Source organism: Dechloromonas sp. TW-R-39-2, from assembly GCF_016864195.1.
In the GTDB taxonomy this organism is placed as follows: domain Bacteria; phylum Pseudomonadota; class Gammaproteobacteria; order Burkholderiales; family Rhodocyclaceae; genus Azonexus.
Map to the genome: position 1 here is coordinate 289,355 of NZ_CP045202.1, position 14,111 is coordinate 303,465.

The 14,111-nt window shown below is 59.8% G+C and carries 15 protein-coding genes; 11 read left to right on the forward strand and 4 right to left on the reverse strand.

Annotated features, from left to right (window positions below; all coding sequences use genetic code 11):
• Window positions 1-116 precede the first annotated feature (116 nt).
• The 6 genes from ilvA to GBK02_RS01460 all read left to right on the forward strand — a co-directional run bounded on the left by ilvA (window position 117) and on the right by GBK02_RS01460 (window position 5,894).
• Window positions 117-1,655: a threonine ammonia-lyase, biosynthetic gene (gene ilvA / locus GBK02_RS01435; protein WP_203468007.1), complete on the forward strand. Its 1,539-nt coding sequence runs from the start codon at window positions 117-119 to the stop codon at window positions 1,653-1,655.
• A gap of 94 nt (window positions 1,656-1,749) precedes the next feature.
• Window positions 1,750-2,745: a sulfate ABC transporter substrate-binding protein gene (locus tag GBK02_RS01440; RefSeq protein WP_203468008.1), complete on the forward strand. Its 996-nt coding sequence runs from the start codon at window positions 1,750-1,752 to the stop codon at window positions 2,743-2,745.
• A 14-nt stretch (window positions 2,746-2,759) separates the two neighbouring features.
• Window positions 2,760-3,533, forward strand: a complete 774-nt coding sequence (locus GBK02_RS01445) for an EAL domain-containing protein (RefSeq protein ID WP_203468009.1) — start codon at window positions 2,760-2,762, stop codon at window positions 3,531-3,533.
• A gap of 14 nt (window positions 3,534-3,547) precedes the next feature.
• Window positions 3,548-4,480, forward strand: coding sequence for a cysteine synthase A (gene cysK / locus GBK02_RS01450; RefSeq protein ID WP_203468010.1), 933 nt, complete (start codon window positions 3,548-3,550; stop codon window positions 4,478-4,480).
• Window positions 4,477-5,607, forward strand: coding sequence for a MalY/PatB family protein (locus GBK02_RS01455; RefSeq protein WP_203468011.1), 1,131 nt, complete (start codon window positions 4,477-4,479; stop codon window positions 5,605-5,607). Before cysK ends, GBK02_RS01455 begins: the two co-directional genes overlap by 4 nt.
• On the forward strand, window positions 5,604-5,894 hold the full coding sequence (locus GBK02_RS01460) for a hypothetical protein (RefSeq protein WP_203468012.1): 291 nt from the start codon (window positions 5,604-5,606) through the stop codon (window positions 5,892-5,894). The genes GBK02_RS01455 and GBK02_RS01460 overlap by 4 nt, the downstream gene beginning before the upstream one ends.
• Here the strand turns inward: GBK02_RS01460 and GBK02_RS01465 are convergent.
• Window positions 5,869-6,456 carry a 5-formyltetrahydrofolate cyclo-ligase gene (locus tag GBK02_RS01465; RefSeq protein ID WP_203468013.1) on the reverse strand — a complete coding sequence of 196 codons (588 nt, stop codon included), beginning with the start codon at window positions 6,454-6,456 and terminating at the stop codon, window positions 5,869-5,871. The genes GBK02_RS01460 and GBK02_RS01465 overlap by 26 nt on opposite strands.
• A 14-nt stretch (window positions 6,457-6,470) precedes the next feature.
• On the opposite strand from GBK02_RS01465, the gene GBK02_RS01470 reads away from it, so the two are divergent.
• The 3 genes from GBK02_RS01470 to GBK02_RS01480 are packed head-to-tail and all read left to right on the forward strand — an operon-like array spanning window position 6,471 to window position 10,657.
• Window positions 6,471-8,402: a lytic transglycosylase domain-containing protein gene (locus GBK02_RS01470; protein WP_203468014.1), complete on the forward strand. Its 1,932-nt coding sequence runs from the start codon at window positions 6,471-6,473 to the stop codon at window positions 8,400-8,402.
• A 37-nt stretch (window positions 8,403-8,439) separates the two neighbouring features.
• Window positions 8,440-9,402, forward strand: coding sequence for a complex I NDUFA9 subunit family protein (locus GBK02_RS01475; RefSeq protein ID WP_203468015.1), 963 nt, complete (start codon window positions 8,440-8,442; stop codon window positions 9,400-9,402).
• A gap of 16 nt (window positions 9,403-9,418) precedes the next feature.
• On the forward strand, window positions 9,419-10,657 hold the full coding sequence (locus GBK02_RS01480) for a multifunctional CCA addition/repair protein (RefSeq protein ID WP_203468016.1): 1,239 nt from the start codon (window positions 9,419-9,421) through the stop codon (window positions 10,655-10,657).
• On the opposite strand, the gene GBK02_RS01485 is transcribed toward GBK02_RS01480, so the two are convergent.
• Window positions 10,622-10,819, reverse strand: coding sequence for a DUF2905 domain-containing protein (locus GBK02_RS01485; protein ID WP_203468017.1), 198 nt, complete (start codon window positions 10,817-10,819; stop codon window positions 10,622-10,624). The genes GBK02_RS01480 and GBK02_RS01485 overlap by 36 nt on opposite strands.
• Window positions 10,820-10,878: 59 nt before the next feature.
• Here GBK02_RS01485 and GBK02_RS01490 point away from each other — a divergent pair, with 59 nt between their 5' ends.
• Window positions 10,879-11,685 (forward strand): alpha/beta hydrolase, encoded by an 807-nt coding sequence (locus GBK02_RS01490; RefSeq protein ID WP_203468018.1) that lies wholly within the window; start codon window positions 10,879-10,881, stop codon window positions 11,683-11,685.
• On the opposite strand, the gene GBK02_RS01495 is transcribed toward GBK02_RS01490, so the two are convergent.
• Window positions 11,675-11,866 carry a YjfB family protein gene (locus tag GBK02_RS01495; protein ID WP_203468019.1) on the reverse strand — a complete coding sequence of 64 codons (192 nt, stop codon included), beginning with the start codon at window positions 11,864-11,866 and terminating at the stop codon, window positions 11,675-11,677. The genes GBK02_RS01490 and GBK02_RS01495 overlap by 11 nt on opposite strands.
• A 63-nt stretch (window positions 11,867-11,929) precedes the next feature.
• Between GBK02_RS01495 and GBK02_RS01500 the strand changes: the two genes are divergently transcribed.
• On the forward strand, window positions 11,930-12,892 hold the full coding sequence (locus tag GBK02_RS01500; protein WP_203468020.1) for a hypothetical protein: 963 nt from the start codon (window positions 11,930-11,932) through the stop codon (window positions 12,890-12,892).
• Window positions 12,893-12,895: 3 nt separating this feature from the next.
• On the opposite strand, the gene GBK02_RS01505 is transcribed toward GBK02_RS01500, so the two are convergent.
• Entirely contained in the window at window positions 12,896-14,056 is a 1,161-nt protein-coding gene (locus GBK02_RS01505) for a class I SAM-dependent methyltransferase (protein ID WP_203468021.1), read from the reverse strand.
• Between the last annotated feature and the right edge of the window lie 55 nt (window positions 14,057-14,111).

Below are 14,111 nucleotides of genomic sequence, written 5' to 3' on the forward strand. Positions count from 1 at the left end.
GAAAGACCTGTTTTTTCGCCAATTCTGCGCTGAAGACCCTTGCCCCGCAATGGCTGGAAAGACAAAGGCGCCCCTAAGCTGCTAGATTTCGTCTTTTGCCTTACCGGAAATCCATCATGCATGCCGTCCCCGACTACCTTGAAAAAGTTCTGAATGCTCAGGTTTACGACGTGGCAATCGAAACGCCGCTCGAACTGGCCAACAACCTTTCTGTCCGGGTCGGCAACAAGATCATTCTCAAGCGCGAGGACATGCAGCCGGTTTTCTCCTTCAAGCTGCGCGGTGCCTACAACAAGATCTCCAGCCTTTCCGCCGAGAAGCTGAAGCGTGGCGTGATCTGCGCCTCGGCCGGCAATCATGCCCAGGGTGTCGCACTGTCAGCCAGCAAACTGGGTTGCCGGGCCGTGATCGTCATGCCGACCTCGACACCGGGCATCAAGATCGACGCGGTCAAGTCACGCGGTGGCGAAGTCGTGCTGCACGGCGACTCTTTCGACGAAGCCTATGCCCACGCGGTCGAACTGGAAAAAAGCGAGAAACTGACCTTCGTTCACCCCTTCGACGACCCGGAAGTCATCGCCGGCCAAGGTACCGTGGCAATGGAAATCCTGCGCCAGCATTCGCGCCACAACGGGCCGATCACGGCTATTTTCTGCGCTATCGGCGGCGGTGGCCTGGCAGCGGGTGTTGCCGCCTATATCAAGCGCCTGCGTCCGGAAATCAAGGTGATCGGCGTTGAAACCTTCGATGCCGACGCGATGAAACAATCGCTTGCCGCCGGCAAGCGCGTCCGGCTTGACCAGGTTGGCCTGTTTGCCGATGGCACCGCCGTCAAATTCGTCGGCGAGGAAACCTTCCGCCTGTGCAAGGAATACCTCGATGAAGTGATCCTGGTCGATACCGATGCCATCTGCGCCGCAATCAAGGATGTTTTTGAAGATACCCGCTCGATTCTCGAACCGGCCGGTGCGCTCGCTGTCGCCGGGGCCAAGGAATACGCCCGCCAGCACAAGCTGAAAGACAAGAACCTGATCGCCGTGACTTCCGGTGCCAACATGAATTTCGACCGCCTGCGCTTCGTCGCCGAACGGGCCGAAGTTGGCGAACGCCGCGAAGCCGTGCTCGCCGTGACGCTGCCGGAGAAGCCGGGGGCCTACAAGAAATTCCTCAGCCTGATCGGCAAGCGCAACGTCACCGAATTCAATTACCGCTATCACACGGCCAGCGAAGCCCACGTTTTTGTCGGTTTGCAGGTCGTCGACCGCAACGAATCGACCAAGCTGGTCGAACAGTTGAGCAAGCACGGTTATCCGACGCTCGACCTGACCGACGACGAAATCGCCAAGAACCACATTCGCCACATGGTCGGCGGCCATGCCCCGCAAGTCTGCGAACAGGGCATGAGCGAACTGGTTTATCGCTTCGAATTCCCCGAAAAACCGGGCGCCCTGATGAATTTCCTGACCCAGATGAGTGCCGGCTGGAACATCAGCCTGTTCCACTACCGCAACCACGGCGCCGACTATGGCCGGGTATTGGTCGGCATGCAGGTGCCACCGGGCGAAATGGGGCAATTCAGGGAGTTCCTGAAAAATCTCGGCTACGCCCATTGGGACGAGAGCAAGAACCCGGCTTACAAGCTTTTTCTTGGCTAATTCTATTTGGTTATAATTTTGTGAAAATTAATTCTTTCACAGAATAAAGCAAGCTACCTAAACTCCAGTCATCGCCATCTGACTGGAGTTTTTCATGCGCAAAATCATTCTTTCTGCCGCGTTGACCGCAGCATTCGCGCTGAGCAACGCCTTTGCCCAGACTTCGCTGCTCAACGTCTCCTACGACCCGACCCGCGAGCTGTACAAAGATTTCAACGCTGCCTTCGGCAAGCACTGGCAGGGCAAGACCGGCCAGCAAATCAATTTCCGCCAGTCGCACGGCGGCTCGGGCAAGCAGGCGATGGCTGTGCGCGACGGGCTGGAAGCCGATGTCGTGACGCTAGCGCTGGCTTACGACATCGATGCGCTGGTCGAACGCAAGCTGATTCCGGCCGACTGGCAGAAGCGCTTCCCGCATAACTCTTCGCCTTACACCTCGACCATCGTCTTCCTGGTCCGCAAGGGCAATCCGAAAGCGATCAAGGACTGGGGCGATTTGGCCAAGCCGGGAGTCGGCGTGATCACCCCGAACCCAAAAACCTCGGGCGGCGCCCGCTGGAACTATCTGGCGGCCTGGGCCTGGGCGCTGAAGCAGCCGGGCGGCAACGAGCAGAAGGCGGCTGAATTGCTCAAGGCCATTTTCAAGAATGTGCCGGTGCTCGATTCCGGCGCCCGTGGCTCGACGACCACCTTTGTTGAACGCGGCCTGGGCGACGTGCTGATTGCCTGGGAAAACGAGGCGCAGCTTGCGGTCAACGAGATCGGCAAGGACAAATTCGAAATCGTCGCCCCCAGCCTGTCCATCCTCGCCGAGCCGCCGGTTGCGGTGGTCGACAAGGTTGTTGAAAAGCGCGGCACGCGCCTGACGGCGCAGGCTTACCTCGACTATCTGTACTCCGAAGAAGGCCAGAACATCGCCGCCAGGCATTACTACCGGCCGCGCGATGCCAAGGTAGCCGCGAAGTACGCGGGACAGTTCCCGAAAATCAAGCTGGTGACCATCGACGACACCTTCGGCGGCTGGCAGAAGGCGCAAAAAACGCACTTTGCCGACGGCGGCAGCTTCGATCAGATTTATCTGAAGAAATAGCAAGGGAAAGCAAGATGCCGCTGATCGACTTGATCCACTATTTCAATCGCAACAATGCCATCGGTGACAGCACGCTTTATCTCGAAGATGAACGTGCAGCCGCCTGGCATGAAGGGCTACGCCTGCGCTCGCTGTTCCAGCCCATCGTCAATCTTCAGACCGGGCGAGTTATCGGCCATCAGGCTTTCTTAGTCGCAGAAGACGAGGAGGCAAATTCACTGGATAGCGACGCTGCGTATCGCCGTTTCCCGTCCGACGAATCGGTTGTCCAGTTCGACCGCTTGTGCCGCACCGTGCACGCCTTGAATTTCCTTGCCCAGCACCGCCATGCCGGCGGTTACTTGCAGTTGTCCGTCCATCCACGCCATTTGCTGGCCGTTCCCAGCCAGCATGGGCTGGTTTTCGAAACCATCCTCAAATGCTGCGGGCTTGCCCCGGTCGACATTGTGCTGGAGCTGAAAACCAACGTTGATCTGGATGATGCCCACTTCGCCTCGGCGGTCGAAAATTACCGCGAACGCGGCTATCGGATTGCTCTCTCAAGCCAGGGCGAGCATCCGGAATTGTTTGCGCCGGATATCGTCAAATATTCGGTGACAACGCTCGGTGCCCCCTTCTTTCCGGCAGGGGTGCTGATTCACGCCGATAACTTGGACTCGGCAGAAGATCTCGAAATCGCCAAAGCCTACGGCGCAAAATTGGGGCAGGGCATTCTTTTCGGGAACGCCGCCCGTGACTGCGTTTCTACCCACAAGCCCGATGGACTCGCCTACAATCTGCGCGACTGAACTCTGGAGCCACCATGAAAATCGCCAACAACATCACTGAACTGGTCGGCAATACCCCGCTGGTTCGCATCAATCGCCTGACTGCCGGCAGCGGCGCCACCGTTGCTGCCAAGCTCGAATTCTTCAACCCTGGCCACAGCGTCAAGGACCGGATCGCCGTTGCCATGCTCGACGCGGCACAACTGGCCGGCAAGATCGGGCCGGACACCGTCGTCCTTGAGCCAACTTCGGGCAATACCGGCATTGGCCTGGCCATGGTCTGCGCCTCGCGCGGCATCAAGTGCGCCTTTGTCATGCCGGAAACGATGAGCCGCGAGCGCAAGCTGCTGCTCAAGGCCTACGGCGCCGAGCTGATTCTGACGCCGGGCCCCGAAGGCATGGGCGGGGCAATCAAGAAAGCCGAAGAACTGGCCGCCGCCGATGCGCGCTACTTCATCCCGCAGCAATTTGAAAACCCGGCCAATCCGGCGGTTCACCGCAGCACGACGGCTGAAGAAATCTGGCGTGATACCGATGGCCAGGTGGATATCTTTGTTGCCGGCGTAGGCACGGGCGGCACGGTGACCGGCGTCGGCGAAGTGCTCAAGGCACGGAAACCGGGCGTCAAGATCGTTGCCGTCGAGCCGGACGCTTCACCGGTACTGTCCGGCGGTGCCAAGGGACCGCACCCGATTCAGGGCATTGGCGCCGGCTTTGTACCGGGCGTGCTGAACACGGCCGCCTACGATGAAGTCATTCGCGTCAAGAATGAAGATGCCTTTGCCACGGCACGCCAGATGGCGACCGAAGAAGGCCTGCTGGTCGGCATCTCTTCCGGCGCAGCCACCTGGGCGGCACTCGAACTGGCCAAGCGCCCTGAAAATGCCGGCAAGCTGATCGTCGTGATCATTCCGTCATTCGGCGAACGCTATCTGTCCACCGCTCTTTATCAGCACCTCGAAGTTTGAGTATTTTCGACCGCATCATCGACCGGCAAGCTTCCGGCTCCATTAAATGGGGCAAGTACGCCGGTCGCGACATCCTGCCTCTGTGGGTTGCCGATATGGATTTTGCAGCGCCGCCCGCGGTGCTCGAGGCGCTGCAAGAACGCCTGACGCATGCAGTCTTTGGCTACGGTCACGCTCAGACCTCGCTCACAGAGTCAGTGCTCACTCACATTGCGAGCGAGTATCAATGGCAAGTGGAAGCTGACTGGATCGTCTGGCTACCGGGCCTGGTCAGCGGCCTGAACATTGCCTGTCGTGCGATCGATGGCGAAGTGCTGACTGCCACGCCGATTTATCCGCCTTTCCTGTCCGCCCCAAAACTATCCGGACGCGTACTCAACCGGGTCGATCTGGCCCAAACCGATGGGCGCTGGCATTGGGACAAAAATGCCCTGAACGAGGCGTCGACCGCAGCAACCCGCCTTTTCCTGCTCTGCCATCCGCACAACCCGGTTGGCCGTTGCTGGGATCGGGCGGAACTGCTCGATCTCGCGGCTTTTGCCGAGGCACGCGACCTGATCGTCTGTTCGGATGAAATCCACTGCGGCCTGATTCTCGACGCCGACAAGCGCCACATCCCCTTCGCCAGCCTGTCGCCCGATGCGGCCAAGCGCAGCATCACGCTGATGGCCCCGTCGAAAACCTTCAATATCCCCGGCCTCGGCTGTGCTTTTGCCGTCATTCCGGATGCCGGTCTGCGGCGCCGTTTCCTGCGCGCCATGGATGGCATCGTGCCGCACGTCAATGTGCTCGGCCTGGCCGCCTGCGAAGCGGCCTACCGTGACTGCGCCGAGTGGCATCGCGAGCTGATCGCCTATCTGGCCGGCAATCGCGATTTGCTGGAAGCTGCGGTCAACGCCATTCCGGGCATCAAAATGAGTCACGTCGAAGCCACTTACCTGGCCTGGATCGACGTGCGTTCACTGGGGCTGGCTCAAGCGGCCGTCCACTTTGAAACGCACGGCCTCGGTTTGTCGGATGGCGCCGATTTTGGCGCGCCCGGCTGGCTCAGGTTGAATTTCGGCTGTCCGCGCAGCACGCTCGAAGAAGCCCTGCGGCGTCTCAAACAAGCCTGCAGCCCACGATGAATCCCTACACGCTCGCTGTTTTCGCCCTGTTGCTGGCCGCCGTTGCACAAACCAGTGCGGCCTGGATTGCAACCGAACTTTTCCTGCTCAAAGGGCAGGGCAGCACGCGCCGTCGGGCCTGGCTGGCCATTTCGCTGGCCGCGATGCTGCTCGCCCTGCAACACGGCTACGCCATCGAACTGGCCATGCGCACGGGGCTTTACGATCTGCGCCAGGCTCTGCTGGCGATGCTTGTTTCGTTGCTCTTCGTCCTCGGCCTGTTCAGCATCCGGCGGTCGACGGACTGAAAATACCGTTTTCGGTGACGATCCAGTCGAGACGCTGGTCGTGCATTTCCGGCCGGATGCTGTCCAGCCGGTTGATCTCGAAACCGACGCCAACCGCCAACGGGCGCGGCTCAAGCGCAGCCAGCGTCCGGTCAAAATAGCCACCGCCATAACCGAGCCGGTAACCTGCAGCATCAAAGCCATTGAGCGGCAACAAAATCAGGTCCGGATGGACAAATTCGCCATCCTGCGGCGTCGGAATCCCGTAACGGTCAGGACTGAGCTGTGTTGTCGCGGTCCACAAGCGAAAGGCCAGTGGTTCGGCCTCGGCCACGACAACCGGTAAAGCCAGATGCACGCCTTGCTGCGCCCAGGGCCCGGCAATCGCCCTCACATCCGGTTCGTGTTTGATCGGCCAGCAAAATGCGGCAATCCGAGGCGCCGGCAACCCGCTCAACAAATGCCCGACAATCTCGGCCGACAAGGCCGCATGACGTGCTGGCGGCATGGCCGCCCGGCGCGCCACCATCTCGCGCCGCAACGCCCGCCGCCAGCCCGTGTTATCCTCGATCAGCTCACTCATTCGTCAAATCTAGCATGAAGTTTCGCCTTCTCGTTTTAAGCCTGTCCCTTTCCTTCCCTCTTTTCGCGCAGGACAGCCGCGACCTCGCCTTCCTCACCGCCCGCGACGCCTTCCGGGCTGGCGACCGCAACAAGCTGGAGCGCGCAACCACCCAACTCGGCAATCACGAACTGGCGCCTTACGTCGAAAGTTACCGTCTGCGCATGTGGATGGATCAGGGCGACGCCAGTGCGATGCGCACCTTCTTCGAGCGCAACGAGAAAAGCTATGTCGCCGAAAAGCTGCGCGTCGACTGGATTCGCTGGCTGGCCAAGCGTTCCACGTGGAACGAGGTAGAAAGTGAATACGCCCGCCTGATCGCCCCGGAACCGGACGTCGTTTGCATCAACCAGCAAGCCCGCTTGGCGCGTGACGACAAAACCGTACTCGATGAAGCCGAAAAACTCTGGCTGACCCAACTCGAACCGCCGGAACCCTGTCGTCCGGTGATCGACGCACTGGTCAGCGGCCAACGCATGAGCAGCGACGATGTCTGGCAACGCGCCCGTCGCCAGATCGAGGCCAACCGCCCTGGCTGGGCCAAGACCACACTGAATTACCTGCCGGACAGCCAGCTCCCGGATAGTCGTGCGCTCGACAGTGCGATCAGCAATTCGATGGGCTATCTCGTCCGCCAGCCGGCCAACTGGTCGTCGAGCCGGGCAGGGCGCGAACTGGCTGCCATCGCCATCCAGCGCATGGCAGCCAACGACCCGCGTGCCGCGGCCGATGAGCTCGACAAGCTCAAGAGCAAGATGCAGGACTCCGAAAAACAGTGGGCCTGGAGCCAGATCGGCCTGCAGGCCGCCAAGAAACACATGCCGGAAGCCGTGGCCTGGTTCAATGCCGCCGGAAAGACGACGCTTTCCGAAGATGCTTACCAATGGAAGGTACGCGCCGCACTGCGCGCCCAGGAATGGGGTTCCGTCCTGAAAACCATTGAATCGATGCCGCACGAACTGGCGGCCAGACCCGAATGGATCTACTGGCTGGGCCGCGCCCAGAAAGCCGGCGGCCGGACGACGGATGCCGATGCCTTGTTCGAAAAGATTGCCGGCCAGTCCAATTTCTACGGCAATCTGGCCGACGAGGAACTGGGTCGCAGCGTCATGCCACCGCCCAAGGCCAAACCGCCAACCAGCGAAGAACAAAAAACAGCGCGGGAAAATCCGGGCATTCGCCGGGCCCTCGCGTTTTTCCGGCTCGACATGCGAACAGAAGCCGTCAAGGAATGGAACTGGTCTCTGCGCGGCATGGATGATCGCGAACTGCTCGCCGCCGCCGACCTGGCCAAGCGCAACCAGATCTGGGACCGGGCGATCAACACCGCCGACCGGACCAAGAACGAACACGATTACAGCCTGCGCTTCCTCGCACCTTACGGCGAACATGTCCGTCCGGCTGCCCAGAATCAATCGCTCGACGATGCCTGGGTGTACGGTCTGATGCGCCAGGAAAGCCGCTTCATTACCAGTGCCAAATCAAATGTCGGCGCCTCCGGGCTGATGCAGCTGATGCCGGCGACCGCCAAATGGGTGGCCAAGAAAATCGGCCTGCGCGAGTACAACCACAGCCAGGTCCACGACACGCAAACCAACGTCCTGCTCGGCACCAGCTACATGCGCCTGGTCATGGAAAACCTCGACAATCACCCGGTACTGGCTTCTGCAGCCTATAACGCCGGACCGGGCCGGGCCAAGAAATGGCGCGCCGAGCGGCCGCTGGAAGGGGCAATCTATGCCGAAACCATCCCGTTCAGCGAAACCCGTGACTACGTCAAGAAAGTGATGAGCAATGCGGTTTATTACTCGGCCCTGTTCAATGGCAAGCCGGATTCGCTGAAAGCCCGGCTGGGTGTCGTCGGTGCGCGCACATCGGATGCGCCAAAAGACGCAGATTTGCCTTAAAATTCAAGTTTTTCGAGTTTCGACTTCGGGGTTCCAGATGGCCATCAAAAAAGTCTTGTTGCTGGGGGGTAGCGGATTCATCGGTACCTATATCGCCAATCGCCTGTCGCAACGCGGTATCGAAGTCACGATTCCGACCCGTCGTCGCGAACGCACCAAGGCGCTGATCATCCAGCCGAACATCGAGATGCCGGAAGCCAACATCCACTGCGAGCAAACGCTGGCCGCATTGATGCAGGGTCAGGATGCCGTGATCAACCTGGTCGGCATCCTGCACAGCCGCGACGTCCAGCTGCCGTACAGCCGCGACTTCGCTCAGGCGCACGTCGAACTGCCGAAGAAGATCGTCGCCGCTTGCAAGACCGCCGGCGTCCGCCGTCTGGTGCACATGAGCGCCCTGCAGGCCGACTCGAAAGGCCCGTCCGAATACCTCTGCTCGAAGGGTGATGGCGAAGCCGTCGTGCTCGCCGCCAAGAACGAACTCGATGTCACGGTATTCCGTCCGTCGGTCATTTTCGGCCTCGGCGACTCCTTCCTGAACACCTTTGCTTCAGCCCTGAAGAAACTGCCGATTTTCCCGCTCGGTTTCGGCCACGCCCGCTTCCAGCCCGTCTGGGCCGCAGACGTAGCCGATGCTTTCGTCGACAGCCTGAGCGACGAAGCCACTTTCGGCCAGACCTACGAACTGGTCGGCCCGAAGGTTTACACGCTGCGCGAGCTGGTGGACTACACCGCAGAACTGACTGGCAGCAATGCCACCATCCTGCCCCTGTCGGAAGGCTGGGCCTATCTGCAGGCCGGGTTGATGTGGCTGGCACCGAATCCGCTGCTCTCGCCGGACAACCTGCGCTCGATGCAGGTCGACAGCGTCGGCCAGCCGGGTGCTACGGCACCAGCCCACTGGCAGCCGACGGCCCTCGAAGCCATCGCCCCATCCTACATCGCGCTCAATACGCCGAAGGGCAAGCTCGACAGCTTCCGCTTCCGCGCCGGGCGCTAAGCCCGCCGGCCCGACCGTGCAGATCTACATCGTCGGCGGTGCTGTCCGCGACGAATTGCTCGGGCGGGCCAATGCCGACCGCGACTATGTCGTCGTCGGCGCCACCCCGGAAACCATGCAGGCTCATGGTTTCCGTCCGGTCGGCAAGGATTTCCCGGTGTTCCTCCATCCCAAAACGCAGGAGGAGTACGCACTGGCCCGCACCGAACGCAAGTCCGGTCACGGTTACCATGGCTTCACCTTCCACGCAGCAGCCGATGTCACGCTAGAAGAAGATCTCGCCCGGCGTGATCTGACGATCAATGCGATGGCCAAGGGCGACGATGGCCAGTTGGTCGACCCTTTTCACGGTCAACGCGATCTGGCGGCCAAAATCCTGCGCCATGTCGGTCCGGCTTTTGCGGAAGATCCGGTACGCATCCTGCGCATCGCTCGTTTCGCTGCTCGTTTCAGCGACTTTAGTGTTGCCCCGGAAACAATGGCGCTAATGCGGCAGATGGTCGATTGCGGTGAGGTCGATCACCTCGTTGCCGAACGTGTCTGGCAGGAAGTCGCCAAGGGCTTGATGGAAGACAAGCCCTCACGCATGTTCGAAGTGCTGCGCGAGTGTGGTGCGCTGCTGCGCTTGATGCCAGAGCTCGACAAACTGTTCGGCGTCCCGCAGCGCCCGGATTACCACCCGGAGGTCGATACCGGCATACACACGCTGATGGTCATCGACCAATCGGCCCGGCGCGGTTTCGGGCTGGCCGTACGCTACGCAGCGCTGACCCACGATCTCGGCAAGGGCGAAACGCCGGCCGACATCCTGCCACGCCATATCGGTCACGAAGAACGCAGCGTTCGCCTCGCCGAACAGATGGGCAGCCGTCTCAAAGTACCGAACGACTGCCGTGACCTGGCTTTCCTGATGGCTCGCTACCACGGCAATGTGCATCGTTCTGCCGATCTGAAGGCCAGCACCATCGTCACGCTTTTCGAGAAAACCGACGCGCTGCGTCGCCCGGAGCGTTTCAAGCAATTGCTCGATACCTGCCTGTGTGACTACACCGGCCGGCTGGGTTGGGAAGAACGGCCTTACCACAGCCCGCAACGGCTGCTGGATGCCCTTGCTGCGGTCAACCGCGTCGAAGCCGGGAAAATCGCAGCCGCCTGCAGCGACAAGGGCAACATTCCCGAGCGCATTCATCAGGCCCGGGTCAAGGCCGTCCAGGCGCTCTCAGATGATGCGGGAAACCAGCCAGAGCAGCAGTGAGAAAATCAGGGTCGAGGCAAACGGAAAAGCGTAAGTCCGGCCCCGAAAGCGAAAGGCCGTATCACCCGGCAGCTTGCCGAAGCGAATAAAGCGCGCCAGATGCGGGCTGATGATGCCCAGCAGAAAAATCGCGATGACCAGCGTCAAGATCCATTTCAACATTTTGCCTTGCACAGCAGGGTGAAAGTCGCATTTAATCACGCTTCACCCGACGGATTCCCATGCTTAAAAATCAAATTGTTGAAGGGCTGGAAGTTTTTTCCTGCCTGCCTGCCAAGAAAACAAAACGTCCGCCCGTGCTCTTCGTGCACGGCGCTTTTGCCGGTGGCTGGATGTGGACCGAAACCTTCATGCCCTTTCTCGCCAAGGCCGGCTATCCCTGTTACGCCGTGTCGCTGCGCGGTCACGGTGGCAGCCATGGCCGCGACCAGATCGACTGGCATTCAGTCACCGACTACGTCGACGACATCGGTACGGTGGTCGACTGGCTAGGCGAAACACCAGTCTTGGTGGGACATTCGATGGGTGGCTTCATCGTCCAGAAATACCTTGAACGTCATCCGGTACCGGGCGCCGCACTGGTCTGCTCGGTGCCGCCGCAGGGCCTGATTGCCGCACAATTCCACCTGATGTTCCAGAAACCGCAGCTGTTCATGGACATCAACCGGATCATGAGTGGCAATTACCCGGATACCGAAATCCTGCGCGAAGCCCTGTTTGCCGGCGAAATCGACGAAACCATGCTGGCCGCCTGGCTGGACCGGATGCAGCCGGAATCGCACCGTGCGCTGTGGGACATGTCAATGTTCAACCTGCCCAATCTGCATGCCATGCATCGTCCGCCCATGCTGATCCTGGGAGCCGAACTCGATGTATTGGTTCCCGCCTTCCTGGTCCAGACCACTGGGCAGACCTATGGATTACCGACACATATTTTCCGCGGCATGGGCCATGCGGTGACCCACGAAAAGGAATGGCCGCTCGTTGCCGCCGCCTTGCAGGACTGGCTGGCCGAAATCAGGCCTTGATATCGACGCTGTTACCCAGATTCGGTGGATTGTTCGGCACATCGGGTAGTGCAGCAATCAATTGCATGGCACTTTGCGCCTGAATATCCATCGCTTTCTTGAGCGCCAGCGTCCCGACCGCATCTCCGGTCTGGGCTTGTGCGAGGGCAGAAGAAAGACTGCCGAGTGAGGAAATATCCATGTAGCTCTTGCTCCAGTCCGGAGAAAATACTACTTTAGTACAGTTACAAAACCTGTCAACGCAATGAGCCAGCACGACGCACCTGACACCTCTTCTGCCATTCTTCGGGCCATCCAGGCCAAGCGGGATCGCAGCACGGAGCGCACCACCGATATCGCCGCATTTGAATCGTCATTGCTCGCCGATATTGCGACATTTGATCTTGATGCAGCCGAGAAACGCGCCCAACAGGAGCATGTCGCTGCATCGAGAGCCGGGATGAGTGATCCGCAACTGGTTTTCCCTGCGCTTGCCCCAAACCGCACCAGTGCCTCCTCCACAACGGCCAAGCCGCAAGCAAAATCGGCCGATCTGGCAGCGTTGACCGTGGAAAAACGGGGTGGCCTGCTTGACCAGCTACGTCAGCAGGCAGATGTTCGCCAGCGTGAACTGCATTCCGCCCTGGCCCAGCGCACGTCCTCGAACGTCGCCATCGACCAGGCACTGAACTATCTGTTTTTCTATCTGCACGACTTTGTCCAGCAACTCAACGTCGTCAAACCGGAAATCCCGCGCGAATACGTTCTGCTGGATACGATCAAGCTCAACCGGCTCAACTGGCAGGAAGGTTTTTCGGATTACCGCAAGCAATCGCAGGGTGACGGCGCCCTGATCGAACTGGTGACTTTTTCATACTCGCTGAGCAGCCCTGGTACGATCATCGTCGAACGCGAGGGACTGGCGATCGAGCGTTTCCGTACACAACTCTTCGACTTTGGCCTGCAATTCACCTGCAAGGAATTCCGCAACCAGCGCCGCTTCGTCGAACGCGCAGAATTCGAAATCCAGCCTCAAATCAGTGTCAATGCACGCTGGAAAGCTGATTTCGACAAAGGCGTCCTGATGCTCGAAACACGCAATCTGGAACGCTTGGGCAGCGCCATGTTCACGATCTCGCCATTGCAGCTCGATGATGCGCTACTCGATGAATTCGGCCGACTGATTCTTGGCCAGCCGAATCAATTCCGCGAGCTGGCCAGACGCTGAAGATCAGAGACGGTGACTCTGGTCGCCGCTCTTGAAACCGCACAGGCTGTCTTCGATATTGCGCCCGATGGCGATCACTTTGAACAGCTCGCCCATCTCGTGCGGCATCAGCAGTTTGTTCACCGCACCGCTCGCCCGGATGTACGTCGGCGTCGCCTGGGGCAGGGCCGCCAGACAATCGAGAATGCCGCAATTGAGCAAGAACTGGCCCTGGCTGGTATAGCCAAGAAGCTCCAGGCCGGCACCATGGGCGGCCGCGATAATTGCCGTGAAATCGACGTGGACCGTGACATCCTGCAAACCCGGCAGATAAAACGGATCCGGATGCGCATGGTGCCGGTAGTGGCACATCAAGGTCCCGCGCCCACGTTGCTGGTGATAAAACTCACGCCTCGGGAACCCGTAGTCGATCAATAGCAATGCACCGCACTGCAAGCGATGCCCCCATTCTGCAGCCCAGGCGCCCGCCGCCAGACTGATTTCACTTTCGAAGCCCGGCGGCAAATGACATTGCTCGCCAATTTTTTCCGCAGCCGCCAAAAGCGCACCGGTTGCGGGTCGTTCGATCCACGTGAAACATCCCTCGGGGGAAATACCGACACAGCGTTCGGCGATAGCCTGGTCGCGCCACGCAACGATATCGGCCGGCATGGCATCGAGTAATTCGTTAGCCAGAACAACACCTGAAAACTGATCGGGCAGGGCATCCAGCCAGGTCACACGTGAAAGCAGGTGAGGGGCGGCTTGAGCCAGCGTTTCCTGCTGCCGTTGTCGCAGGTCAGCCGATAAATCGAGAATCAGGTACTGCGTTGGCAGCGCATTGATCTGTTCAAGAGCCAGCAGCAAATCGGCCGCCAGGCGACCGGAGCCGGCCCCCACTTCGAGAATGACCGGCGCCGACAGTTGCAGGATCTGTGCAACCTGATGCGCCACAACCTGGCCGAAAAGAGGCGTCATTTCAGGCGAAGTGACAAAATCACCAGCCGCGCCAAACTTGCGGGCCCCCGCGGTGTAATAGCCAAGACCCGGCGCATAGAGAACCAGCTCCATGAAACGGCTGAACGAAATTTGTCCGGAACTCCTGGATATTTCGTCTGAAATCAATTGCTTCAAAGCCTCGCTGTGGGCGATAGCATCTGGATCCGGCACTGGAAGATTCATCATGATGTCACTGTTTCAGTCAGATTTAAGCCGCAAAATTACAAAAATCGGCCTTATT

Bases quoted from the DNA above. Each gene is read 5' to 3' on its own strand.
- GBK02_RS01500 (WP_203468020.1), top strand. From the start codon at position 11,930: ATGAGCCAGCACGACGCACCTGACACCTCTTCTGCCATTCTTCGGGCC.
- GBK02_RS01485 (WP_203468017.1), bottom strand. From the start codon at position 10,819: ATGTTGAAATGGATCTTGACGCTGGTCATCGCGATTTTTCTGCTGGGC.
- GBK02_RS01440 (WP_203468008.1), top strand. From the start codon at position 1,750: ATGCGCAAAATCATTCTTTCTGCCGCGTTGACCGCAGCATTCGCGCTG.
- GBK02_RS01475 (WP_203468015.1), top strand. From the start codon at position 8,440: ATGGCCATCAAAAAAGTCTTGTTGCTGGGGGGTAGCGGATTCATCGGT.
- GBK02_RS01465 (WP_203468013.1), bottom strand. From the start codon at position 6,456: ATGAGTGAGCTGATCGAGGATAACACGGGCTGGCGGCGGGCGTTGCGG.
- GBK02_RS01505 (WP_203468021.1), bottom strand. From the start codon at position 14,056: ATGATGAATCTTCCAGTGCCGGATCCAGATGCTATCGCCCACAGCGAG.
- GBK02_RS01470 (WP_203468014.1), top strand. From the start codon at position 6,471: ATGAAGTTTCGCCTTCTCGTTTTAAGCCTGTCCCTTTCCTTCCCTCTT.
- GBK02_RS01495 (WP_203468019.1), bottom strand. From the start codon at position 11,866: ATGGATATTTCCTCACTCGGCAGTCTTTCTTCTGCCCTCGCACAAGCC.
- GBK02_RS01490 (WP_203468018.1), top strand. From the start codon at position 10,879: ATGCTTAAAAATCAAATTGTTGAAGGGCTGGAAGTTTTTTCCTGCCTG.
- cysK (WP_203468010.1), top strand. From the start codon at position 3,548: ATGAAAATCGCCAACAACATCACTGAACTGGTCGGCAATACCCCGCTG.
- GBK02_RS01460 (WP_203468012.1), top strand. From the start codon at position 5,604: ATGAATCCCTACACGCTCGCTGTTTTCGCCCTGTTGCTGGCCGCCGTT.
- ilvA (WP_203468007.1), top strand. From the start codon at position 117: ATGCATGCCGTCCCCGACTACCTTGAAAAAGTTCTGAATGCTCAGGTT.
- GBK02_RS01445 (WP_203468009.1), top strand. From the start codon at position 2,760: ATGCCGCTGATCGACTTGATCCACTATTTCAATCGCAACAATGCCATC.